This window comes from Pseudomonas sp. GL_090 (assembly GCF_057837765.1).
The window spans coordinates 3684005-3706645 of sequence record NZ_CM174452.1 but is presented as its reverse complement, the minus strand read 5'-3'; the positions used below and the strand labels follow the sequence as shown (position 1 = coordinate 3706645).

Sequence of the window (22641 nt, the reverse complement as noted above, 5' to 3'; positions counted from 1 at the left end):
CCTCATTGGCCATGGTCAGGCGATCAGGCGGACTTGAAGCGCGCCATCAGTTCGGCGCGCGCCGGGCTGGTCAGCGTCGCGGCGGCACCGAACTCCAGCGGGCTCAGGGCCTCGGCGGCCGGGTACATGATCGGATCGTCGAGCATCGCCACCGGCAGCAGCGCGTCGACACGTTTGTCGCCACTCGGGTAGCCGTGGCTCAGCACTTCCAGCTTGTTGTGCTGCGGATCGAGCAGGTAGTTGATGAAGGCGTAGGCGGCGTCCTTGTGCTCCGAGCTTTTAGGAATCGCGAAGAAATCACTCCACAACTCGCCACCTTCCTTGCCCAGTTCGAACTGCATTTGCGCGTTGTCGCGGTGCAGTTGCGAGGCATCGCCGGTCCAGGACATCGCCAGCCAGACATCGCCGCTGCGCATCGATGGCTGGATGTCGGAGCTGATCGCGAACAGGTGCGGCTTGGTCTCGATCAGCAGTTTTTCCGCGTCGGCCAGTTCTTTCGGGTCCAGGGAGTTGAAGCTGTAGCCGAAGCTTTTCAGCGCGTTGCCGATGGCGGTCAACTGGTAGTCGTGAACGATCGTGCGGCCACTGGCCGGGCCTTGGGCGGCGGCCCAGAATTCCTTCCAGCTGGCGGGGCCGTTTTTCAGCTTGCCGGCGTCGTAGAGCATGCCGGTGGTGCCCCAGTTTTTCGGCACCGCGTAGACCTTGCCGTCTACCGTGCCTTGGGCCATGAATTTCTGCTGGAAGGCCGAGGCGTCGAAGTTGGGAATGCGCGACAGGTCCAGCGGCTCGATCAACCCCAGTCCGACGTAGGTGCTGATGGTGTAGTTGGTCGGCACCAGCACGTCCCAGCCACTGCCGCCGGCCTGCAGTTTGGCGAGCATTTCTTCGTTGGAACCGAACACGCTCATCGACACCCGGGCGCCAGTGGTCTTGGCGAAAGCATCGAGGTTTTCCTGGCTGTGGTAGTTCGGCCAGGTCGCCAGCGACAGGCGATCACCCAGCTTGGTTTGCTCGGCAGCCTCGGCGGTGGAGGTCAGCAGGCCGGGCATGTGGGTGGCGACCACGGCGGCGGCGATCCCCAGGCCGGTGCGGCCAAGGAAATCGCGACGACTGATCGAGCCGTTCTGCCAGCTGCGCAGGGTTTTTATAAAAGTCTTCTGGTCCATAGCACGCTCCACATCCGGTTGATGAAACGAATCGATGATTTACAACGCCATGGCCAACCCATTGGCGTGATCCCAGCCGACGCGAACCGCTGCGCCGTGTTCGAATGCATTGGCGCCGTGATCCTGCTGGCGCGGCACCCGCACGCAGACCACGCCGAAGGCCTGGGTGCGCACGCGGTATTCGGTGCAATTGCCCAGGTAGATGCGGTCTTCGACACTGCCTTGCAGCTTCACTTCCCGGGCCATCTCGGCGTTGGCGCCGGCGATGCTGATCAGTTCCGGGCGCACCGCAATGCAACCGGCGGCATTGGCGGTCAGGCCTTTGCCGGTGGGGGTGAGGGGGCTGGTCAGCTCCAGCCCCTGCTCGGTACGCAGCACCACCGAGTTGCCGTTGAGCTGGCGCACGGTGCCGTCGAACAGGTTGGACTCGCCGATAAAGTCGGCCACGTAACGGCTGGCCGGGGCTTCGTAGAGCTGTTCCGGGGTGGCGGTCTGGATGATCGAACCGTTGTGCATCACGCTGATGCTGTCGCTCATCGACAGGGCTTCTTCCTGGTCATGGGTGACCAGCACGAAGGTGATGCCGACCTCCCGTTGCAGACGCAGCAATTCTGACTGCATCTCCTTGCGCAGCTTGCGGTCCAGCGCGGCCAGCGGCTCGTCGAGCAGCAACACTGTCGGCTTGTTGACCAAGGCGCGGGCGAGGGCGACACGCTGTTGCTGGCCGCCGGACAATTCACTCGGCTTGCGCTGGCCAAAGCCGCTCAGACGCACCATCTCCAGCGCTTCATCGGCCATGCGCAGTTGCTGCTTTTTGTCCGGGCGTGGATTGCGATAACGCAGGCCGTAGGCAATGTTCTGCGCCACGGTCAGATGCGGGAACAACGCGTAATGCTGGAACACCATGTTCACCGGCCGCTCGAAGGCCGGCACACCGGCCACGCTCTTGCCGGCCAGACGGACCTCGCCGCTGGTGGGCTGCTCGAAGCCGGCGATCATGCGCAGGGTGGTGGTCTTGCCGCAGCCCGAACCGCCGAGAAAGGAATGAAACGAGCCACGCCGCACCGCGAAATCCAGACCGCTGACGGCCTGCACCTCGCCATAGCGTTTGACCACATTGCAGAATTCGATATCGCTTGGCGGGGTGTTGTTCACGAGGCGGGCTCCCTTGCAGTGATGAATCAGTGCGTCGGGGGCCAAACTAGCAATCGGGGTTTTGCGGTGTATATATCCCTTGGGGGATAGGAGGGGGGTGGAGCAGGTGTTCAGTAGGTGTGCAGCGTAGAGATCACACGCGACAGGCTGCATTTGAGGTTCTGGTGGGCAAGTTCGACATTCTCATTCATTTCAGTAAGCGGGTATCCAGTCCAAAACGCTCCTGCGAAACAAGCTTGAATTGATCCGCCGCCAAATCACAGCTAACGAGTAGGTTCCAAGAGTGGCGGGTAACTGCGGACGGGATAAGCACGAACGGGTGTTCGGCCAGTAGCTCATCAGCGAAATGCTGTTGATTGGGCGAAAGTTCAGATGGGATTAGCCAGTTAGGGTTCGGTACATCTTCAGGTTGAACAACTTTGATGACATTCGAATCCAGCACTTCGAAACACGTCAGCACATAAGGCACCCTGTCGAGCGTATCGAAGCCTGCGTGGGTGGCGACCTCTAAAATCGCCGTAGCCGGGTCGGCCGAAGCGTAAATAACCCGGCGGCCAGGAGGATTCCATCGGCCGCCGGATTGTTGCGCACCAATGCCGCTATCCCATGAATCCTTGAAAACTGCACGATCCAGACGCCAGGCGTGCCACTTCCCATCCCAAGGCAAAGGATTCATTGATAAACCCCGTGTTCAATTCTGGTCAGGTAGTCCTCTACCACCTGGAAACCCAGCGAGTTGTCGATCAGTTCCAGCGGAATATGACCCTCCAGATACTTGCAGGGTTTCTTCAGCCAGTCCTCAGCCAACGGCTGATCGCCAAACACATTGATGGCGTGCTCAAGTACTTGCGCATATTGAAAGGCGACAGTGCTTTGTTGCTGGTTCAGCCGAACCGGTTGCGTCTCCTTTGCCAAGCGCTGCACGGTTCTGAGGGATTTCCCGGTAATGCGCTGAACAAGGTCGTGCTCCATGTATAGACCGGATATGGAAATCATGTCCCTGACGTCGCTCAGATCAAAGCCTTCCTGTGTGTATCGAATGATCAACATGCGCGTATCGCCACTACGGCCATGTAGCAGCACTTCGGTAGGCTTGCGGGCGACACGCTTTGTCTCCGTTCCTACGACTTCATTTTTGACGGCGGGCATATCGATTACCTCCATGCGACATTTGACGCGATCATAACGCCAAATGTCGCCAGCCGGGTAATTGCCTTTGTCGATCCTTGTCTCGCGCATGTAATCGTTTCACCCTAAATGCCTGAAAGAACGCCTGCATCAGGCGAGAAATCGTTATCCCTGATCAGAGCGGCCAAGTTAAACCTCATGCTTTCGGCCGCCAACCTTAAAAATACGTCAGATATTTCCTCTGCAGTCCTAGGAATTTCAACGTAGGTAGGCCATGTAAACTCAGGGCTGAGATATGTATGTTTAAGCGCTGTCAGCGTTACTTCCAGCAAGCTACAGCACCTTGCGTCGTTGCCTACAGGTACGCCAGAATCCGCCGGCTTGTGCGCCTTGGGGTTGGGTTTTATCGTTGGCCGGTCGCTGGAAAACAACAGTGATCGGGTTTGGTAGCCCGGCTATGTGAGGTGCAAAGCGTCATCATCTGCAGCGTTTTTCTACTCTGCTTTATGGTGGCCATGCACAGGGCGCTTTCGGGCGCGCCGGTCTCCTTGCATCCCGGTCTACCAACCTGCGTATGGCCACCACCCTACGTTTGGTAGCGTGAGAGTGATGGCTCCTTTTTACGATGCGAGGAGTTTCACTATGTTCAAAGTCACACCCAATCCCCCGGACACTGATCCGGCATCTCCATACGAAAGCCTCGATCTCAACCCCGGCCCCCACATCATGGCGACGCCGCGCAAGCCCAGTTCCATGTTTATCGTCAATCCCGAACTCAATATCGAAACTCTGCTGGTGCACGCCTGTGAGTCGCTGGCCTCGGCCAATGTCATGGCCAACGATCTGGTTGATAATCTGGAGGGGACGAGCCGCAATGCGCTGTTGGGGATTGCGCAGGTGATCATGCTGGGGGAGTTGGCGGTGAACCGGGCGCTGGATCAGCTTGATCCGCCCTGACCATACTCTCCAGAACACCGATAAACCTGTAGGAGTGAGCCTGCTCGCGATGGCGGTGTATCAGAAACAGGGATGTTGGCCGTACTGACGCCATCGCGAGCAGGCTCGCTCCTACAGGGTTCTCTACTAACCTGCAGGTCTCAGGCTTGCAGCTTGAGGCCTGGCGCCTGCAACGGATCTTCCGTCAACTCCCGTATAAACAACCCGAGCAATTCCGACTGGCTGCCAATGCCGAGCTTGGCGTAGATGTTCTTGCGGTGAATCTTCACCGTGCCGGGGCTGATGTTCAGTTGTTCGGCCACCGAGGCGCTGGAGTGACCGCGCAGCAACAGTTGAACGATTTCCTGCTCGCGCCCGGTGAGGATGTGCGCGCCGAAGTGGTCGAAAGCTTCGCGGATCTTGAAGTCCAGGTCCTGTGCCGGGCGCGGTTGCTGGGCCTGACGCAAGCGCCAGGCTTCATTGATGACTTGCTCGACCACCGCTTGCGCGCACTCGACCAATTGCATTTCGTCACGGCTGAACGCGCAACTGGCGCTGGATCGCATCAACGACAACACCGCCGTGGCACCGCCACCGAGGTCGACGAAGAACGCCACTTCCTCGGCCAGTCCGGTTTGCTGGTAATAGGTCAGGAAGTACTCGCCGAGGTAGAAGTGGTCGGGGGCGAACTGGCGCAAACGCCACAGCCCGGGCGCCTGCCCGCGTGTGCAGGCCAGGTAGAACGGATCGAGCAGGTAGGGCCCGCACTGATAGTCGTCGACATACACTGCGCGCTTGTCCGCCGAGAACGTATCGAACAACGCCAGTGGCCGGTGATTGCCTTCGTAGACAAACAACACGAAATGATCGACCGGGCAGATTTGCCGAAGCCAATGGCTCAATCCCGACAGCCGCCCATGCCCGGCAGGCAGGTCGAGCAGGTGGGCGACACCGGTGGTCCAGAGTTTCAGTTCCTTGGGGCGCATGGCGACTACAGGCAGAAGAGGATGGCCTTTGGATGCACAAAGTACGCCATGGCAGGTGGCCCCCGTATGGAGCGGGGTGGCGCACGGTATGGCGTTTAAAAGACGCACCGCACTGGGGCCGGGTGTTACCGAGTGCTACAGGGCGGGTAGCAGAAATGATCAGGCGGTTGAGTGGTGCTGGACGATCTGGATGAGGTTGCCGCAGGTGTCGTCCAGTACCGCCAGGGTGACCGGCCCCATCACCGTCGGCGGGCGGGTGAACTGCACGCCGGCGGCGCTGAGCCGGGCATACTCGAATTGCACGTCTTCGACACCGAAAAACGTGCAGGGAATACCGTCCTGCTTGATCGCGCTCTGGAACGTCTTTGCCGCGCTGTGGGCATTGGGCTCCAGCAGTAGCTCGACGCCATCGGGATCGCCGGGAGAGGTCAGCGTCAGCCAGCGATGTTCGCCCATGGGGATATCGTGCTTGAGTTCAAAACCGAGCACATCCCGGTAGAAGGCAAGCGCCTTGGCCTGATCATCGACGAGCACGCTGGTGACTACGATCTTCATGGGGGGTTCCTCCTGATGGCTGTTCACGCTCCCGACGAGCGTTGTCCAGTAGACGGCAACAGTATGGTCAGAATTCCCAACAGCGGCAGGAACGAACACAAGGTGTAGACATATTCGATGCCATGGATATCCGCCAGGTGCCCGAGCAACGCAGCACCGATCCCGCCAAAACCGAACATCAGGCCGAAGAACACCCCGGCGATCATGCCGACGTTGCCGGGCACCAGTTCCTGGGCGAAGACCACGATGGCCGAGAACGCCGAGGCGAGGATGAAGCCGATGATCATGCTCAGCACGCCGGTCCAGAACAGGTCGACGTAGGGCAGGGCGAGGGTGAAGGGCGCGGCGCCGAGGATCGAGAACCAGATCACCTGCTTGCGACCGATCCGGTCACCGATCGGGCCACCAAAGAAGGTGCCCGCCGCGACGGCGCCAAGAAACAGGAACAGGTACAACTGCGAACTGGACACCGACAGGTCGAATTTCTCGATCAGGTAGAAGGTGAAGTAACTGGTGAAGCTGGCCATGTAGAAGTATTTGGAGAACACCAGTAACGCCAGCACCACCAGGGCGAAGGTCACCCGCCGTTTGGACAGACCGTGGGTGGCCTTGCCGCCTTGCTTGAGCTTGAACAGGTTCAGGTGATGGCGGTACCAGCGGCTCAGGCCGTATTGCACGAAGATGGCGAACACCGCGAACAGGCCGAACCAGGCGACGTTGCCCTGGCCATAGGGAATGATGATCGCGGCGGCCAGTAATGGGCCGAAGGCGCTACCGGCATTGCCACCGACCTGAAAGGTCGACTGTGCCAGGCCATAGCGACCGCCCGAGGCCAGCCGCGCCACCCGTGAGGTCTCCGGGTGAAAGGTCGACGAGCCAACCCCCACCAGCGCCGAGGCCACGAGAATCGCCGGGAAGCTGGCGACCATCGACAGCATCAGAATCCCGATCAGGGTGCAGACCATGCCGGCCGGCAGCAGCCACGGCTTGGGGTGACGGTCGGTGTAGAAACCGATCCACGGTTGCAGCAGTGAAGCGGTGAGCTGGAAGGTCAGGGTGATCAGCCCGACCTGGGTGAAACTCAAGCCATAACTCGCCTTGAGCATCGGATAGATCGACGGCAGCACGGCCTGGATCAGGTCGTTGATCAGGTGCGCCAGCGCACAGGCGCCAATGACGCGCATAACCAGCGGGCTGGCCTGGCTGGCCACCGAAGCTGTGGGTGAGGGTGAACTGAGGGTGGTGGTCGACATGGGCGATCTTCCGGATAAACGCTAACTGCGAAGCAGTCAATTTCAGGGTTCGGCGTTATCCTATGGGCCTTGAAATCGCCCGTCTCGCGTAGATCGGGCATCGACTATCGCAAAAAGGTCGTCATGATCAAACCACTGGATAAATTTCTCGCGGACATCGACCAAGGCGACTGGGACGTTCGCAGCAGCGCGACCGATTACCCGGAAAACTGGTTTATCCAGCCGCACTCCCACGAGAAGCATCAACTGATCTATGCCATCGAAGGTGTGATGGTGGTGCACGCCGCAAGCAGCCAATGGACCGTACCGCCGAGCCGCGGCATCTGGATGCCGAGTGGGGAAGTGCACTCGATTCGCTGTGTGGGGCCGATCAAGATGCGCAGCGTGTTCGTGCACCCCGACGCGAGCCTGGATCTGCCCACCGAAACCCGGGCCGTGAGTGTGTCCGCATTGTTGAGTGAGCTGATCAAGGTCTCGGTCGATTTCGATTTCTACTGCGATCCGGACTCGCGGGAAGCCCGGGTGCTGCGGCTGATTCTGGATGAACTGACGATCCTGCCGACCTTGCCGTTGAACCTGCCGCAGCCCACCGATCCACGGATCAACCTGATCTGCACTGCGTTGCAGCGTGATCCCGGGGATGGCTCGACGTTGTCGGACTGGAGCGCCCGCTTGAGCCTCGACGCCAAAACCATCCAGCGCAGGTTTCGCAAGGAAACCGGCATGACCTTCGGCCAATGGCGCCAGCAAGCACGACTGCTGCTGGCGCTGGAACGAATCGCCGTGGGGGAGAAGATCATCGACATCGCCGGGGAGCTGGGATACGACAGCCCGAGCGCGTTCACGACCATGTTCAAGAAGCAGTTCGGCAAGACGCCGAGTGATTTTTTCAAGTGAGGCGGCCGCCCACGGGACGGCCGCTCGATGCCTGAATCAGCTCAGGACCCTTGCGGCGTTTCACCTCGCGCCAGTCGCGCATTGATGTCTTCGATGACCGCCGGCAAATCGACGATGGTGTCGATCAGATAGTGCGGGCGGGAACCTTCGAACATCTTGACGATGCGCACCCGTTCGCTGTCCAGCCGGTCGGAGGGCAGGGCCTTGTATTGCTCGTAGGTCAAGCCCAGGGCATTGCCCGAACAGGTCAGCGCCACCGTCCACATCCCGGCGGCCCGGCCTTCGAGAATGCCGGGCCAGGTGTCGTCGACCTTTACGCAGGCGGCGACGTCGCTGATCCCCAGGGCAATCACGTTGGCCAAGGCCTGGGCCGGGTAGGGGCGGCCGTTCGGCACCTCGTCGGTGGCCACCACATGGTCCGCCACGTAGCCATTGTGTCGCGCCAGCTCAACCACTTTTTCCATGACCACGGCCGGGTAACCGGAACAGGAACCCATTTTCAGGCCTTTGTCGCGCAAGGCTTCGATGGTGTTAAGCGCGCCGGGAATCAGGGCCGAGTGCAGGGCAATTTTCTCGATCTGCAGCGGCATGAACCGTTCGTACAGTGCGGTGACATCGTCATCGGTCGGCAGGCGATCAAACACCGCACGGTAGCGTTCAGCGATCTGCGGTTGATTGCACAGGGTGCGGATGTGATCCCACTTGCCCATGCCCATCGGCCCCCGAGCCTCTTCCAGCGAAACGGCGACGCCGAACTCGGCAAAGGCCTCGACGAAAATCTGCGTGGGGGCGAAGGAGCCGAAATCGACGACGGTGCCGGCCCAGTCCAGGACCACGGCTTGCAGTTGGGTCGGTTGTTGGTAGTTCATGGTATTGCTCCATTTTTTGTTGTGGGCAGGCCGTCCCTCCTGTCGCCAGGAAGTAGACCTATGGATTGCTCAAGGGTGAGGCAAAATCAGGTGGTCGGTGTCGGGCTCGAGTCGAACAGTTCCGCGATCATTGGCCGATTTCGGCGAATGCCCAGGCAGCACAGGTGGTAGTCGATGGAAAACGGGTGATTGACGAAGGTGATCGGTTTGGTACCGGGCGTTTCAGCGTATTCGACCGCCGAGACGAAACCGATGCCGATGCCCTTGGCGATGGCATGCACGATGGCCTCGCGGCTGTTCAACTGCATGACGCAGTTCAGTGCGACGCCCAGGTGCTTGCAGCTTTCCTCCACCAGTTGACGAGTGCGGGAGCTTTTTTCCCGCAGTACCCATTTCTCTTCGCTGATCTGCTCGACATGCACTTCTTTCTGCCGGGCCCATGGATGGTCGTCACGCACCACGGCAATGATCGGGTAGCGTCGGTAAAGCTGCGTGTCAAAACGCTGGTCGAATTCGGACAGGGCCAGGATCGCCACATCGATATCGAAGTTGAACAGGCGATCCAGGGTCTCTTTTTCCGGGGAGAACGAGGTTTCCAGCTCGATGTCGGGATGCCGTTGCATCAGTTCGTAGGTCAGGCTCATGGCAATCGGCGGTGACACCGCGCCCAGGCGCAGCATGCCGGTCTTGCGTTGCTTGAAACTTTGCAGCAATTGCACGGCTTCATCCTCCTGGCCGAACAGGCCCTGGGTGATCGCGTAGAGCTGGTGCCCGGCGGCACTCATTTCGATAAAGCGGCCGCGGCGATGGAACAGCTCCACGGAAAACTTCTTTTCCAGGGCATTGACCTGCTCACTGACCGTGGGCTGGCCGACGCTCAAATACTCGGCGGCGAGGGTGAAGCTGCCAGTCTTGGCCACGGCATGAAATGAACGTAGCCACTTGTGGTACTGGTACATAGACGATCCTGTTCCTGAGCCGCTGCCGTTGATTCAATCTGTCCAGCCGGGCCATCAGCGCCTGATGAACAGCGCCACCGACGCGCTGCACAGACAAGCCGCGGTGACCACGATGAAGATCAGCGAGGTGTTGCCGGTACTGTCGAGCATACTGCCGATCAGCGGTTCCGCCAGGCCGGCGAACAGGTAGGACGAGAAGTTCATCACACCGGTCGCGGTGCCGGCGCGTTTGGCGCCGACCAGGTCCGGGCATAGCGCCCAGAAGCTGGAGGCGGGGCCGTACACGAAGAAGCCGCAGAGAAACAACGCCACCAGACCGGTCGCGCTGTGGGGGGCAAGGGTCCACATCCACAAGCTGGTCGCTGCACCGAGGAACATGTAGAGCATGATCGCCAGATAGCGTTTGGAGCCGAACAGTTTGTCCGAGATCCAGCCGTTGCTCAGTGCACCTATGGCCATGCCGACGGGAAGGGCCACGGTGATCCACTTCGGATCGATCATGCTGTCGCCGGTCTTCCAGTTGGCGCCCAGGAAGTGCACCGGCACCCAGACGATCAAACCGTAGCGGGCAGCGTTCTGGAAACCCAGGGACACGGCGGCGATGATCAGGCGGAAGTTTTTCAGAACAGCCTTGTAACGCTGCGCGGACGTTTCGACTTCGCCATGGGCCACTTCATGGCCTTTGTCCTCGGCGTTGGCCACGCCCGTGTCGGCAGGCGGTTCGAAACCCATGTCCTGCGGACGCTCGCGGGCCACCAGGTAGAAGATGATGCCGCCGGCCAGCATGAGCAATACGGGCAGGCGGAAGATCCAGCGCCACTCCAGATGCATCACTTCCAGCACGACGATCGAGGTCACGTAGGACAGTACCGACGCGCAGCCGGCCGCGAACACATAAAAGCCGTAGACCTTGCCGCGTTCGCCCGCGCTCCACCAGTTGGAGATCAGCCGGCTGCCCGGTGCCCAGCCCAATGCCTGGAAGTAGCCATTGATACCCCAGGGCAGGATCAGCCCGGCAAAACCGCTGGCGAAACTGGTCACCCAGTTGGCGCCGCAGGACAGCACGGCGCCCAGGGTCATGATGCGTCGGCCACCGAACTTGTCGGCGAGGTTGCCGTTGATGGCCTGGCCAATGGCGTAGGCCCAGAGCATGGCGGCCGATGCCCAGCCAAGGTGCTCTTTGGTAAAGCCGAACTCGGCCTGGATACCGGGAATGGCGAAACCGAACGTTTGTCGCCCGGTATAGAAAAACAGATAGCAAAACATGGCTGCCAGCAGCATGCGCCACTGGGCGACGCGAAACGATGCGGTATGTACGGCGAGACCTGGCATGGTTTGGGCACGATTCATGATCTTTTCCTTATTCTTGTTCGGTCCCTGCGAGTTGCATCGCAGGGTGCACTCTTTTTCAGGTGCAGCAGGAAATCGTCGCGGCTCGTTACGCCGCTGGCAGTGTAGTGTCTTTGGGGGGCTGGCGAGCCCTAGGCCGCTCGTGCGCCGATGAAGTTCTTGCCGCGTGCGCCCTGCAGGGCGAAATCGATCATGGTCTGGGCCTCTTCGGCCGTCACGCCATAGTCGGCGAACTCGGTTTTCACCTCCAGGCTGTGCAGGAAGGCGCGCAAACGGGCCTGGGCTTTATCCAGATCTGGCCCGAAAACCCGTTGCAGGGTCTTGTCGCGCGTTGCGTCGTGGCCCCAGGCAAGGCCCAAAACCAGTGGCAGGGTGAAGGAGCAGGCGATGCCGTGGGGCAGGCCGTAGCGCAAGGTCATCTCATAGGAGATGGAGTGGGCCAGTGCGGTCTTGGTGTTGGAGAACGCCATGCCGGCCTTGAGTGCGGCCAGGGCCATCCGTGAGCGCAGTTCCTGGCTGGACAGGTCACGCCGCAGCAAGGGCAGGCATTCGAGGATGTCCTCGATGGCAGAGATGGCGAAGGTGTCGGAAAGCGGGTTGGCGTTGATGTTCCAGATCGACTCCAGTGCGTGGGACAGTGCATCCAGCCCGGTGGAAACGGTGACGCTGGCCGGCACCGTGAGCATCAGTTGCGGATCAATGATCGCAACCTTTGGCCAGGTGCAGTCCAGGTGCAGCGAGTACTTCTTGTGGTTGGCCGCGTCCCAGATCGTCGCCCAGGGCGTGACTTCACTGCCGGTGCCTGCCGTGGTCGGGGCCGCGATCAGCTGTTTACTGCGAACCGGAACGAAGGGTTTACCGCTGGCCAGCAAGGCCAGCAGCTCATCGAAGCGACCTGATTCGGTGCCGACAATCAGCGCCTTGGCAGTGTCGATCGCACTGCCGCCACCGACGGCAATCACGGCGTGGCATTCGCCGGCCTCTTGCCAGAAGCGTTCATAGGTCGCGCGAAGTTGCGCGACATCGGGGTTGGGCTGGACATCTTCGATCACGTAGACCAGGCGTTCGCCCAGCAGCGCTTGAAGGCGATCCACCAGCCCCAGGCCACGGGCTTCGGGAAAGGTCACGACGGCAACGTTCTGGTGTTCGGTGATGGCGGCAAGCTCTTGCAGGCTGCCCCAGCCGAAACGGGTATCCACTGGATTGTGAAATCGGGCGGTCATGGCGGGTCCTTGTTTTTGTTGTTGGAAGTGACGCCATGCTCGCGGTCCACGGACGGCTGCACAAATCGATAATTCGCAGGTTTGAATCGGCTGGGCCGATAATGGCCGGTGGGCGGAGTCGTTATGCGTTTATTTGAACGGATCACTTTTACCGTGCGGGTGCGCACAGTGACTGATGCGCTGGTACGCATCGAGGCAGAATGGGCGAAGCCGGAAGTCGGCGGGGTGTTGATGGGCTGCTGGGCCTCGGAAATCGGTCAGTTGAACCAGATTGCCGTGCTGCGTGGCTACGCCGACGAACACCTGAGGCACGCGGAGCGCGAGCGCTACCTGCCCGCGACGTTCTCGCCCTTGCAATGACCCGGGTGTGGCTCGATCGGGGGCCTCAGAAACGATCCAGCCGGTACGGTGCAGTCGTCGGCAGGCCATGAGGCTGGGCCACGAGCAGCCGTCCGGGCTGGATTAGCGACGGACCGCCAATGGCCCTGTAAACTGGCCGCGCACAAGGCGCCAGCCTCATCACTTCAAGCAAGAGAGTCCTCATGGCAAACCACGACCTGACCTTTACCCCCGATCCCGATGCGGATTCGATTTCCTCCGACGTCGTCGGTTTCGGCGGTGTGCTGGTCTCCACCCAGATCCCCACCCGCGCCGACGGCAGCCTGGAACTGGGCGACATCACCCTGCAAAGCGAATGCACCCTGCAAGCACTGAAGGTCGCGCTGGAGCGTGCCGGCAGTTCCATGGACCGCGTGATGCACCTGACCATCTACCTCACCGACATGGCCGACCGCGCTGCGTTCAATGAGGTCTACAAGCGCTACTTCGCCAAGCCATGGCCGGTGCGCGCCGCTGTCGGGGTTGCCGCGTTGGCGGTGGAAGGCATGCGTGTGGAAGTGACCGCGATGGCGGCCAAGGGCTGAGTCTGCAAAAAATGTTACAGCCACCTCTGTCCAGCACTGAGGTGGCTGTAGGGTGAAGCTCGTTTTGATAAGGATGTTTAACGAATTTGTAGCATGCCTCAATGGTTTTTTATATAAAGCTAGCTTGCAGGCACTCCTGAATATCAAAGTCAAAGTGGGCCAGTAGCCTCTAAAATGACAATTCCATGTGTTATTTTATATATGGTTCCGTTATTTTTTGTCTCTACATCAAATATTGCCTCAAATATTTTTTTTTCACTGTTTCGTTTTATGGTGATTTCACCTTTGGTTGCATGGTTGAACTCGCCATTCATTATGTCGGTAATATGTACACCGTTTTGCTCCTGTGGAACTACAGGATGCTTGCCGTCTTCTATGTCTCTGGGAAAAACAATCGAGATTTGTTCAAATACGCCGGCAGCCTCATAGCGACCAATGACGCTAATCGAACGCTCGGTTAAGGACGCGTAAATGAATGTGTTTGCCGAGTAGTATGTTCCGAGAAGAGGGTGCGGGGGGGTGTAGGTCGCCTGAAATGTCGGCACTACCACGCTTTTTGCACCAGCGCTTGACATGGTTTCTTTATCAATATCAAGGGAAGCATAGTATTTATCTTCAATGTTATTCATGAGAAGTTTTCTCTAATGGGTAAATGTGGACTAACCAAGATCGCTTTGTGGGATAGCGCGATCCTTTTTGAACTTATCCGTTGTCTCCTGAAGAATCTACTGTCAGATATGACAGTTGCTTGGCGATATAATATGTGCTTGGTACCAGTCGTCAGAATCAGCGCATAGGTGTCGTTCGAGCGTTTCGCCGCTACAATGCATGCCTCGACCGTGACAAGCCTGACTAAAAAAATTATGTCTTTGCCCAAACATCACCTGGAATTGCTCAGCCCTGCCCGCGATGTCGCCATCGCCCGCGAGGCCATCCTGCATGGCGCCGATGCCATCTACATCGGTGGCCCGAGCTTCGGCGCCCGCCACAACGCCTGCAACGAAGTGAGCGATATCGCTGAACTGGTGGAATTCGCCCGTCGTTACCACGCCCGGGTGTTCACCACCATCAATACCATCCTGCACGACAACGAACTGGAGCCGGCCCGCAAGCTGATCCACCAGTTGTACGACGCCGGCGTCGATGCGCTGATCGTCCAGGACCTGGGTGTGATGGAGCTGGACATTCCGCCGATCGAACTGCACGCCAGTACCCAGACCGACATCCGCACTCTGGAGCGGGCCAAGTTCCTCGATCAGGCCGGCTTCTCGCAACTGGTGCTGGCCCGCGAGCTGAATCTCCAGGAGATCCGCGCCATCGCCGACGAAACCGACGCGGCCATCGAGTTCTTTATCCATGGCGCGTTGTGCGTAGCGTTTTCCGGTCAGTGCAACATTTCCCACGCGCAAACCGGGCGCAGCGCCAACCGTGGCGACTGCTCCCAGGCCTGCCGTCTGCCGTACACCCTCAAGGACGAAAAGGGCGGGGTGATCGCTTACGAAAAGCACCTGCTGTCGATGAAGGACAACAACCAGAGCGCCAACATCCGCGCCCTGGTCGAGGCCGGCGTGCGTTCGTTCAAGATCGAGGGCCGCTACAAGGACATGGGCTATGTGAAAAACATCACCGCCTACTACCGCCAGCGCCTCGACGCCGTGCTCGAAGACCGTCCGGACCTGGCCCGAGCCTCCAGCGGCCGCACCGCGCACTTCTTCCTGCCCGACCCGGAAAAAACCTTCCACCGTGGCAGCACCGATTATTTCGTCACTGACCGCAAGATCGATATCGGCGCCTTTGACTCGCCGACCTTCACCGGTCTGCCGGTGGGTGTGGTCGAGAAAGTCGCCAAGCGTGACATGCAGGTCGTGACGCACGAGCCGCTGTCCAACGGCGACGGCCTCAACGTGCTGGTCAAGCGTGAAGTGGTGGGGTTCCGCGCCAACATCGCCGAACCCAAAGGCGAATTCGAGGAGGACGGCGAGAAGCGTTATCGCTATCGCGTCGAGCCCAACGAGATGCCGGAGGGGATGTACAAGCTGCGCCCCAACCATCCGCTGAATCGCAATCTCGATCACAACTGGCAACAGGCGCTGCAAAAGACCTCCGCCGAGCGTCGCATCGCCCTGAGCTGGGTCGCTCGCCTGCGTGAAGAGCAGCTGGAACTGACCGCTACCAGCGAAGAGGGCATCAGCGCCAGCGTCATCCTGGCCGGCCCGTTTGGCGCCGCCAACAAGCCGGAACAGGCGCTGGAGCAATTGCAGGATCTGCTCGGTCAACTGGGCACAACGCAGTACCACGCCATCGACATCAAGTTGGACGCGCCGCAGGCGTACTTCATTCCGAACTCGCAGCTCAAGGCCTTGCGCCGTGAAGTGATTGAAGCCTTGACCGCAGCGCGGATTGCCGCCCACCCCCGTGGCAGCCGCAAGGCCGAAACCACGCCGCCGCCGGTGTACCCGGAGTCGCACCTGTCGTTCCTGGCCAACGTCTACAACCAGAAGGCCCGCGACTTCTATCACCGCCACGGCGTCAAGCTGATCGACGCGGCCTACGAGGCCCACGAGGAAACCGGCGAGGTGCCGGTGATGATCACCAAGCACTGCCTGCGTTTCTCCTTCAACCTGTGCCCGAAACAGGCCAAGGGCGTGACGGGCGTGCGCACCAAGGTCGCGCCGATGCAATTGATCCACGGCGATGAAGTGCTGACACTGAAGTTCGACTGCAAGCCCTGTGAAATGCACATCATCGGCAAGATGAAAGGCCACATCCTCAACCTGCCGCAACCGGGCAGCGTGGTGGGTCACATCAGCCCCGAAGACCTGCTCAAGACCATCCCGCGCGCACCGCACTGAGTGACTGGTGAGTGCGCCGCAACGGCGCGCTCACCTGTTCCGGCTTGAAACCTGCTTTTGCTGAAGTCTGGACGCTGGCGACCAACCTGGAGCTGGCGGTCGACACTATCCGCAGGTCTCGGCGACGGCCTTTTCAGCGCGTTTGAATTCCTGTTTGACGTCGGTGGGGATGCGCTGCTTTTTCATTTCCTGACCGAGGAAGGGTTGTTCGCCTCGGGACTGGACCTCTGCGTCCTCGGCGGTTATCTGCGCCTCGATGGCAGCGGCGTGCCTGTCGATGACGGCATCGACCTCGGCTTCATTTTTGGCCGTATCGAGCGCTAAAACCAACTGGCCGGCCTCGGCTTTTTCGGCTTCGGCATAGGCTTCGACCGTCAACCCGGAGGCCAACGCTCGCGTCTGGGTTTCCAGGCGATTGAGATGCTCGCGGGCGGCCTTGCAGACCGCTTCCTGTCGCTGGCTCTGGATGTGTTCCCAGGTGTTCAACCCATAAATCGCGGTCCCGAGTACCAGAAGGGTTGCAGCGGCCCCCATTAATTTGCCTTTCACTTTTGGCGCCCTCAAATGGCAAGGGAAGGGTGTTGCACAAACGATTCCCGATTCAATTCGAGTAAAGAAAAGCGTAGCAGAGCTGTTCGGGGTGAATGTGCGCCGATAACTCCCCGAGATTCGGCTCAACACTAAGCACCTGTTTTAATGAACAATTTTTTTTGTTTGGGCTTCCCAGACGAGGAAAATGTTGGTAAATTTGCGCCCACTCTTGCAGCGGCCCTCAGGGAACCAGTCGCGAGAGCAGGCAACAGGTCTTGTTGCTACTCAAGAAAGCGAGTGCCAGGCACTCATCGCAACAGATACAGGGGCGTCGCCAAGCGGTAAGGCAGCAGGTTTTGATCCTGCCATGCGTTGGTTCGAATCCAGCCGCCCCTGCCATTTTTTATTCCTGCCTAATCAGATAACACTCGACCGACGGTTATTATTCGTCGATTCGTTGTTTTTTTGCCTCCCGTTCCCCCGTCTACCACTACCGAAAGCACTCCGGGATGGCCTCGGCAAACGGATACAAGGCAAAATACGGCCGTGCCTCGTCGATCACCCGCTTGACCGAGGGCCTTTGTGTCAACCTGTCAAAATACGCACTCAAGTGGTGGTGATCGGCGGCAAAGGGTACGAGGGTGCTGGCGTAGAACAGCGCCGGGGCGGCGGCGCAATCGGCCATGCTGAATGCGGGGCTGGCTGCCCAGGTGTTGGCGGCCAACTGGCGTTCAAGCATGCCGTACGCCGTTGTCAGCGCGGCGCGTTCGCGGGTCAGGTCGCCGTTTGCGGCATGGATTCGGTCGGCGACGATCTTCTGCATCGGCACCTGGACATGCAGGTCGAAAAAGCGATCCCACAGGCGGACTTCCAGCGCGGTTTCCCAATCATCCGGAATCAGGTGTGCCTGGCCGGGATGGAGCCGGTCCAGGTACTCAATGATCACACTCGACTCCGGCACATTCTTTTGCCGGGCGTGATCGCGCAGCACCGGAAACTTGCCGATCGGCCACAGCGTTTGAAGCTCGGCCCGGTCAGCCTCGTTGCCCAGGTCGATGATCCGTTTTTCAAACTCGATTTCCAGTTCATAGAGCGCGATCAGCGTTTTGTGGCAGAACGACGAGAGCGGATGGAAATAAAGAGTCAGTGACATCCTTCTATTCCTCGGTGAGATGGAAAGCACTTGATTATCGGTCGCCATCGGCCAATGCGCGAGGGACTCCAGCCTGATGTCCGGCGCCTGTTGTTTGGGTTAGAGTACAGGTCTTCTGGCCTGAACTTCAGGTATGGTATCGAGAAGACGCAAGCCTTGTGCTCGCAAATGGCGCTCCCGAAGGAGCGCCATGGTGAGGCGCGGAAGATCACCGATCCTGAAGGTTTGGGTTCGCGTTCAGCGCCGCCCGGCGACTGGCGTTGAGTGCCCGCCCCCGTGACGCCGGGCTGGCCAGGTAAGAGACGTGGCCGCGCAGACGGTCTTGCACCGCACTGCTGTCGCCGCCACTGTCCGGGGCGCCCCAGGTCACGACACGCCCGTCGGAGGTGAGGGCGGTAAAACCGAAAGTGTTGCTGTAAAGCGCCAGTACGTTGGTCAGTTGGTCGACCACCGTTGAGGTATCGCCTCCCGTACCTCGAGACCCCCAAGCTACCACCGTGCCGTTTTTACGCAAGGCGGCGAACGCCGTGGATGAACCGCATACTTGAACAATGTCCTCCAGAGCGGCAATGTCGCCAGGTACTGTTCCTCCCCACATTGAGTTCCCCCAGGCTACGACGCGGCCATTGCCACGGCGAGCGGCGAATGCCTCCATTGCGGCGCTGACGTCAACGATGTCGATCAGTTCTCCTATCTGGCCAAACAACGGTTCCTGCCCCCAACAAATAAGCTTGCCAGTGGCGCGTCGTGCGGTAAAGGAATGATTGGTGGCGCAACACAGCTCAATGATGTCGGTCATGGCAGCGATGTTGTCCGGCAATTTGCCACCTCCGCTTTCGTAGCCCCAGGCGACGAGGCTGCCGTTGGCGCGAAGTGCTGCAAATGCACCGATGTTGCCAATGATGGTCTTGATATCGGTGAGCCTGGCAATGTCCTCTGGCACCGTACCGCCCCATACTGCGCGTCCCCATGCCAGTACATGGCCGGTTGTTCGCTGTGCGACGAAGGCGTCATGGGCGGTGACAACCCTGACAACGTCATTCAGTGCAGCGATTGGCGCAGGAACGGCGCCGCCGCTCCCAGCATTCCCCCAGGCCACCACGTGTCCCGTGGTTTTGAGGCCGGCAAACGCCCTGCCGTTACCGACAACTTCAACAAAGTCCAAGGGCGAGTCAGTCATGTCCCCGCCATCTTCGGCTGATCCCCACGCCACGACCTCGCCATCCGCCCGGCGTGCCGCAAAGGCGCTAGTGGTGCAGCTCACCTCAACGATGTCGTCCTGGGTGATGATGGGAGCGGGAATTGTTGCACCGTGGGTATCCTTGCCCCAAGCGACGACATCCCCCGCATCGCGAAGCGCAACAAACGCAGCCCAGCTGCTAGCGCTGCCACCGTTACCAATGATGTTGGCCGGATTCAGCGTGAGCTGATCATCGCTGGTACGAACCTGCAGCGGCTCCTGCGGTTTGCTATCGCGCCAGGTGGCCGCCGTTGTCCAGTCACTGTCGCCGGGGTATTTCCATTGCGCCTGCACCGGCTCCCCCGTTGTTTTGTTGAAGGCGCTCAACACCTGCGAGGAACGGGACGCTTCCCAGGCACTGCGGATATTGCGCGCACCCATGACCTTCAGATTGCCCGAACCAATCACCCGGCGCACATCGTAAACGCTCGGGTCAGCCGGGCCATCGGTGCCCCCGGCTTTGCGCGCGATGGAATAACTGAGGCTAATGCTCGAGTCTACGTTGTCGGCGATCACCGAATACGCCACTTTGATGGTCTTCAGTTCCTTGTCGGCCTCCTCTGGCTGGACCTGGTGGGTATAGGTAGTGACGGTTTTACCTTGCACCTGCACGGTGATGAAGTCATCGGTTTTCAGCAGGGCTGTCTGGGCAATCACGACAGTGGCGCCCAGAGGGTACACATCGTCCGGGTTCAGTAGGTCGTTGCCGGCACCGGTGGCTTCCCAGAAGGTGGCCACGGGTAGCTTGAAGGCCTTGATCGTGTAAGTGCGTACGGGAAAAACCACGGCCTCGCTCTCATTCGTGCTCTTGTTGAGCGTCGCTTTACACTCGATGGTCAGGGTACTGCCATCTTTCAAGGTTCGAAGGCTGGCGGCAGTGAGGCCGCGATTTTGAAAGCCATTGTCGATCCACTGCTGAGAGACAGCTGAACCCGGTACGATACTGTAGTAATAGTGGCTGTTGTCAGCGTAGGTACCGCTCAGAATCATCCAGGCACGCTGACCAGCGCTGATCAACGGCCAGACGCCAATGCGAGAGGCGGTATTGGCGGTCAGGTTACCCACATTGAATTCGGGGCCTTCGCCATCGTTGTCGGCAGCCAGGATCAGGGGCTTGGGCAATTCGCTTTGCGGCAGATTCTGTACCGCCAGGCTCAACGGCAACGACGTAACAGATTTGCCATCGCGGGTAATGGTAAACGTCACAGTCACCGTTTTGCCCAGGTTGAACGCCAGCACCGTGACCGGCAGTTCAATGTTCAGGCCCGTCTCACTGATCGGCCTGGCTTCGGTGGTGTGGGAGCCCTCGGCATGGCTGCCGGCCGCCGCGGCCCAGGTCACGCTCAGCAGGTCGGTCTGTAGCAACCCGGCGGGCGGCACTTCGGCCGTCAGCGCTTCCACGGCGTTCATCGGGAGCAAGGTTTTGCCGTCCGGTTCGGCCTGGCGGATTTTCGGCGGGGCGAGTTCCAGGGCGGTGCCGACGAGGAACGTCAACGGATTCGAATAACTGGTATTCCCCGTCTCCTTGCGCAGGATGCGATAGCTGGCCGTTACCTTTTGCCCGCGATTGGGCTCGATGTGGGTGGCGACGAACGTGGCATTGAGGGTGAAGTTCACATCCTTGTCGGCGGTCAGGGCATTGAGGGTGATCGAGTCTTCGGTTCGGCCGCTGACTTCGCCCATCCAGGTGTAGGTCACGATATCCCCGCTTTTGCTCGGGTTTTCCGTGGGTCTGGGGGCGGTCAATCGGCTGGCGCCGTTGGGCAGGTCGCCAGGCTCCAGGGCGCCATCGGTTTCACCGAGGACGATGGGCTTGACCAGTTCGAGTTGCGGCTCGCCGACCTTCAGTTTGGCGGCGTGCTCTGAGCCACGACGGACGACAGTGCCGTCTTCATCAGTGAGCAGGTTGTACGACAGGTCCAGATTGCCACCCTCAAGCGTCTTGAGGTGTTTGCCGTCGACGGTGATGAAAAAGCCTTCCGGGTCGGCGGCTTCATCTTTGTCCGGAGAGAACCACTCCAGCTCCGGATCATAGGTACTGCCATTGGGTCGGGTGCCGAACCATTTGAGCTCGATCGCCGTCCCGACCACGATCAGTGGATTAAACGGAATCCGGATGCGGGTGCTGGGCAGGTCGGGGTCGAGGCTGCCCTGTTGTTCATCTTCGGCAATCGGCGCGTCCAGGCGGGTGGCCTCGCCCACGACCTGGACAAACCGCCCTTTGGAACGCAGAGGGGCGGGGCTGCCGGCCCGTCGCACTTCATAAGAGAAAATGACCTGGGTCTTCACCAGCTTGCGGACATCTTCGCTAGACAGTTCAGGCTCGTAAGTGTGAGGCAGGTTGTCGACTTTTTGTTCGGGCGCTGTGATTTCGACCGGGTCACCGTCCAGGGTGGTGCCGCGCATCTTCACGACGATGACATCGTTCAGCTCGAACGACGGCGGGGTGGCCCACACTTGAACCGTGACCGGCTTATCACCCAGGGCATCGAGGTCAAGGACATTGTTCAGCGTCTCCTTGACGATAGGGGCGAGCAGCAGACTGGTGCCGATGGAAACGACGATCCGGGTTTCCTTGCACCAATCCTCCGAGTAGTTGCCGACCTTGTCGCGGACGATGAAGGTCACGGCCAACCCGGCGCTGTCGGTGTCACCGGCCTGCTCAATGGTGTCTTTGGTGATCCGCACCTCGATCGGGTGATTGACCGGGTCGCTGATCTGCTGCGCCGTCAGTGGCGCTGATTGCTGGAGCACGCCCCCCCAACTGACGAAGATGACATCACCCTCGGCGGCGTCGGGGTACGGGATGCCGGTGCCGGAGGCGGCGCGAATCACAATGGGCACCCCTTCTTCGGCGATGTCCTTGTCCACGCCGCCTTGGACGATGTCCGGGGGGATGAACATGAACAGGTTGGAGTGGCCGAAATCCGGGTCGGTGTCCTGGCCGCCGGGGATTTCCAGTTTGACGTAGAGCTCGAGGGGCGGGGCGTAGGTTTCGGGTGCCTGGTTGAGCCGGGTGACCCGGTAGGCCAGGGTGTATGAACCCGTCGGCAATCGAGCCGGCGCGACCCACAAGATTGTGCGCTCGCCGATTTCGGCCGGATCGGTAAGGGTGCGTAGGTCGACCGGGTCGTTGTTGAGCAACAACTCGACCTTGTCGCCCAGGCCTTGGGTCGACCACACGGGAATCTGCACTTTCAGCCCCTGTTCCGGAAAGTTGCCCTGGGCCGCGGCACGGTTGATGCCCCATTCGCCGGAAGGCAGTGGCGGTTCGGTGCGCCCGGGAATGTCCGGGGCGAGCAGGGCCAGGGGATTGAGGTTTTTCACGGGTTGAACGAGCATGACAAGGACTCCTGTCGCGAACGGAAGAGGGGCGCGGTGGAGGGATTTAAAGCCTGAAAAGGGAGGCTGCCTACTGTCAGATCTGACAGGTCTGGAGGGGTTTCCGATGAGTGGTAGGGGGTT

19 protein-coding genes, 1 tRNA gene and 1 pseudogene are annotated in these 22641 nt (G+C 60.0%); 6 read left to right on the top strand and 15 right to left on the bottom strand.

Features of this window, described 5'->3' with window-relative positions; translation table 11 throughout:
• Positions 1-23 precede the first annotated feature (23 nt).
• The 4 genes from AC3ITA_RS16515 to AC3ITA_RS16500 form a co-directional block, all read right to left on the bottom strand.
• Positions 24-1166, bottom strand: a complete 1143-nt coding sequence (locus tag AC3ITA_RS16515) for an ABC transporter substrate-binding protein (protein WP_095945701.1) — start codon at positions 1164-1166, stop codon at positions 24-26.
• Between the two features lie 39 nt (positions 1167-1205).
• Positions 1206-2321 carry an ABC transporter ATP-binding protein gene (locus AC3ITA_RS16510; protein ID WP_150673273.1) on the bottom strand — a complete coding sequence of 372 codons (1116 nt, stop codon included), beginning with the start codon at positions 2319-2321 and terminating at the stop codon, positions 1206-1208.
• A gap of 187 nt (positions 2322-2508) precedes the next feature.
• Complete coding sequence (locus AC3ITA_RS16505) at positions 2509-2997, bottom strand: RES family NAD+ phosphorylase (RefSeq protein ID WP_095945699.1); 489 nt, start codon at positions 2995-2997, stop codon at positions 2509-2511.
• Positions 2994-3470: an Xre family toxin-antitoxin system antitoxin gene (locus AC3ITA_RS16500; RefSeq protein WP_095945723.1), complete on the bottom strand. Its 477-nt coding sequence runs from the start codon at positions 3468-3470 to the stop codon at positions 2994-2996. The genes AC3ITA_RS16505 and AC3ITA_RS16500 overlap by 4 nt, the downstream gene beginning before the upstream one ends.
• A 621-nt stretch (positions 3471-4091) precedes the next feature.
• Between AC3ITA_RS16500 and AC3ITA_RS16495 the strand changes: the two genes are divergently transcribed.
• On the top strand, positions 4092-4406 hold the full coding sequence (locus AC3ITA_RS16495) for a DUF6124 family protein (protein ID WP_489277892.1): 315 nt from the start codon (positions 4092-4094) through the stop codon (positions 4404-4406).
• Positions 4407-4546: 140 nt separating this feature from the next.
• Here AC3ITA_RS16495 and AC3ITA_RS16490 read toward each other — a convergent pair whose 3' ends face one another.
• From AC3ITA_RS16490 to AC3ITA_RS16480, 3 genes are all read right to left on the bottom strand, one after another.
• On the bottom strand, positions 4547-5371 hold the full coding sequence (locus AC3ITA_RS16490) for a response regulator transcription factor (protein WP_095945697.1): 825 nt from the start codon (positions 5369-5371) through the stop codon (positions 4547-4549).
• 159 nt (positions 5372-5530) lie between these two features.
• Positions 5531-5926, bottom strand: a complete 396-nt coding sequence (locus AC3ITA_RS16485) for a VOC family protein (RefSeq protein WP_489277890.1) — start codon at positions 5924-5926, stop codon at positions 5531-5533.
• 23 nt (positions 5927-5949) lie between these two features.
• On the bottom strand, positions 5950-7179 hold the full coding sequence (locus AC3ITA_RS16480) for an MFS transporter (protein ID WP_489277889.1): 1230 nt from the start codon (positions 7177-7179) through the stop codon (positions 5950-5952).
• Between the two features lie 123 nt (positions 7180-7302).
• On the opposite strand from AC3ITA_RS16480, the gene AC3ITA_RS16475 reads away from it, so the two are divergent.
• The gene (locus AC3ITA_RS16475; protein WP_489277887.1) at positions 7303-8076 is read left to right on the top strand and encodes an AraC family transcriptional regulator; all 774 of its coding nucleotides are present in this window, start codon (positions 7303-7305) and stop codon (positions 8074-8076) included.
• Positions 8077-8117: 41 nt separating this feature from the next.
• Here AC3ITA_RS16475 and phnX read toward each other — a convergent pair whose 3' ends face one another.
• From phnX to psrA, 4 genes are all read right to left on the bottom strand, one after another.
• Positions 8118-8945 (bottom strand): phosphonoacetaldehyde hydrolase, encoded by an 828-nt coding sequence (gene phnX, locus AC3ITA_RS16470; protein ID WP_489277885.1) that lies wholly within the window; start codon positions 8943-8945, stop codon positions 8118-8120.
• A gap of 86 nt (positions 8946-9031) precedes the next feature.
• Positions 9032-9904 (bottom strand): LysR substrate-binding domain-containing protein, encoded by an 873-nt coding sequence (locus AC3ITA_RS16465; RefSeq protein WP_489277883.1) that lies wholly within the window; start codon positions 9902-9904, stop codon positions 9032-9034.
• A 54-nt stretch (positions 9905-9958) separates the two neighbouring features.
• Entirely contained in the window at positions 9959-11254 is a 1296-nt protein-coding gene (locus AC3ITA_RS16460) for an MFS transporter (RefSeq protein ID WP_489277881.1), read from the bottom strand.
• A 131-nt stretch (positions 11255-11385) separates the two neighbouring features.
• Entirely contained in the window at positions 11386-12477 is a 1092-nt protein-coding gene (gene psrA / locus AC3ITA_RS16455; protein ID WP_489277879.1) for an iron-containing alcohol dehydrogenase PsrA, read from the bottom strand.
• 123 nt (positions 12478-12600) lie between these two features.
• Between psrA and AC3ITA_RS16450 the strand changes: the two are divergent.
• A pseudogene (locus AC3ITA_RS16450) lies at positions 12601-12810 on the top strand (NIPSNAP family protein); the annotation flags it as partial.
• 209 nt (positions 12811-13019) lie between these two features.
• Positions 13020-13400, top strand: coding sequence for a RidA family protein (locus tag AC3ITA_RS16445; RefSeq protein WP_095945690.1), 381 nt, complete (start codon positions 13020-13022; stop codon positions 13398-13400).
• A 149-nt stretch (positions 13401-13549) separates the two neighbouring features.
• Here the strand turns inward: AC3ITA_RS16445 and AC3ITA_RS16440 are convergent, their stop codons facing one another.
• On the bottom strand, positions 13550-14029 hold the full coding sequence (locus AC3ITA_RS16440) for a hypothetical protein (RefSeq protein ID WP_095945689.1): 480 nt from the start codon (positions 14027-14029) through the stop codon (positions 13550-13552).
• Positions 14030-14263: 234 nt separating this feature from the next.
• On the opposite strand from AC3ITA_RS16440, the gene AC3ITA_RS16435 reads away from it, so the two are divergent.
• Positions 14264-16252: a peptidase U32 family protein gene (locus AC3ITA_RS16435; RefSeq protein ID WP_489277877.1), complete on the top strand. Its 1989-nt coding sequence runs from the start codon at positions 14264-14266 to the stop codon at positions 16250-16252.
• Between the two features lie 105 nt (positions 16253-16357).
• Here the strand turns inward: AC3ITA_RS16435 and AC3ITA_RS16430 are convergent, their stop codons facing one another.
• Positions 16358-16786, bottom strand: a complete 429-nt coding sequence (locus tag AC3ITA_RS16430; protein ID WP_095945687.1) for a hypothetical protein — start codon at positions 16784-16786, stop codon at positions 16358-16360.
• A 321-nt stretch (positions 16787-17107) separates the two neighbouring features.
• Between AC3ITA_RS16430 and AC3ITA_RS16425 the strand changes: the two genes are divergently transcribed.
• Positions 17108-17182 (top strand) — tRNA-Gln (locus AC3ITA_RS16425).
• 91 nt (positions 17183-17273) lie between these two features.
• Here the strand turns inward: AC3ITA_RS16425 and AC3ITA_RS16420 are convergent.
• Positions 17274-17936, bottom strand: coding sequence for a glutathione S-transferase family protein (locus tag AC3ITA_RS16420; protein ID WP_095945686.1), 663 nt, complete (start codon positions 17934-17936; stop codon positions 17274-17276).
• 208 nt (positions 17937-18144) lie between these two features.
• Complete coding sequence (locus tag AC3ITA_RS16415; RefSeq protein ID WP_489277874.1) at positions 18145-22518, bottom strand: RCC1 domain-containing protein; 4374 nt, start codon at positions 22516-22518, stop codon at positions 18145-18147.
• Between the last annotated feature and the right edge of the window lie 123 nt (positions 22519-22641).

Bases quoted from the DNA above. Each gene is read 5' to 3' on its own strand.
- AC3ITA_RS16515 (WP_095945701.1), bottom strand. From the start codon at position 1,166: ATGGACCAGAAGACTTTTATAAAAACCCTGCGCAGCTGGCAGAACGGC.
- AC3ITA_RS16505 (WP_095945699.1), bottom strand. From the start codon at position 2,997: ATGAATCCTTTGCCTTGGGATGGGAAGTGGCACGCCTGGCGTCTGGAT.
- AC3ITA_RS16500 (WP_095945723.1), bottom strand. From the start codon at position 3,470: ATGCCCGCCGTCAAAAATGAAGTCGTAGGAACGGAGACAAAGCGTGTC.
- AC3ITA_RS16495 (WP_489277892.1), top strand. From the start codon at position 4,092: ATGTTCAAAGTCACACCCAATCCCCCGGACACTGATCCGGCATCTCCA.
- AC3ITA_RS16490 (WP_095945697.1), bottom strand. From the start codon at position 5,371: ATGCGCCCCAAGGAACTGAAACTCTGGACCACCGGTGTCGCCCACCTG.
- AC3ITA_RS16485 (WP_489277890.1), bottom strand. From the start codon at position 5,926: ATGAAGATCGTAGTCACCAGCGTGCTCGTCGATGATCAGGCCAAGGCG.
- AC3ITA_RS16480 (WP_489277889.1), bottom strand. From the start codon at position 7,179: ATGTCGACCACCACCCTCAGTTCACCCTCACCCACAGCTTCGGTGGCC.
- AC3ITA_RS16475 (WP_489277887.1), top strand. From the start codon at position 7,303: ATGATCAAACCACTGGATAAATTTCTCGCGGACATCGACCAAGGCGAC.
- phnX (WP_489277885.1), bottom strand. From the start codon at position 8,945: ATGAACTACCAACAACCGACCCAACTGCAAGCCGTGGTCCTGGACTGG.
- AC3ITA_RS16465 (WP_489277883.1), bottom strand. From the start codon at position 9,904: ATGTACCAGTACCACAAGTGGCTACGTTCATTTCATGCCGTGGCCAAG.
- AC3ITA_RS16460 (WP_489277881.1), bottom strand. From the start codon at position 11,254: ATGAATCGTGCCCAAACCATGCCAGGTCTCGCCGTACATACCGCATCG.
- psrA (WP_489277879.1), bottom strand. From the start codon at position 12,477: ATGACCGCCCGATTTCACAATCCAGTGGATACCCGTTTCGGCTGGGGC.
- AC3ITA_RS16445 (WP_095945690.1), top strand. From the start codon at position 13,020: ATGGCAAACCACGACCTGACCTTTACCCCCGATCCCGATGCGGATTCG.
- AC3ITA_RS16440 (WP_095945689.1), bottom strand. From the start codon at position 14,029: ATGAATAACATTGAAGATAAATACTATGCTTCCCTTGATATTGATAAA.
- AC3ITA_RS16435 (WP_489277877.1), top strand. From the start codon at position 14,264: ATGTCTTTGCCCAAACATCACCTGGAATTGCTCAGCCCTGCCCGCGAT.
- AC3ITA_RS16430 (WP_095945687.1), bottom strand. From the start codon at position 16,786: ATGGGGGCCGCTGCAACCCTTCTGGTACTCGGGACCGCGATTTATGGG.
- AC3ITA_RS16420 (WP_095945686.1), bottom strand. From the start codon at position 17,936: ATGTCACTGACTCTTTATTTCCATCCGCTCTCGTCGTTCTGCCACAAA.
- AC3ITA_RS16415 (WP_489277874.1), bottom strand. From the start codon at position 22,518: ATGCTCGTTCAACCCGTGAAAAACCTCAATCCCCTGGCCCTGCTCGCC.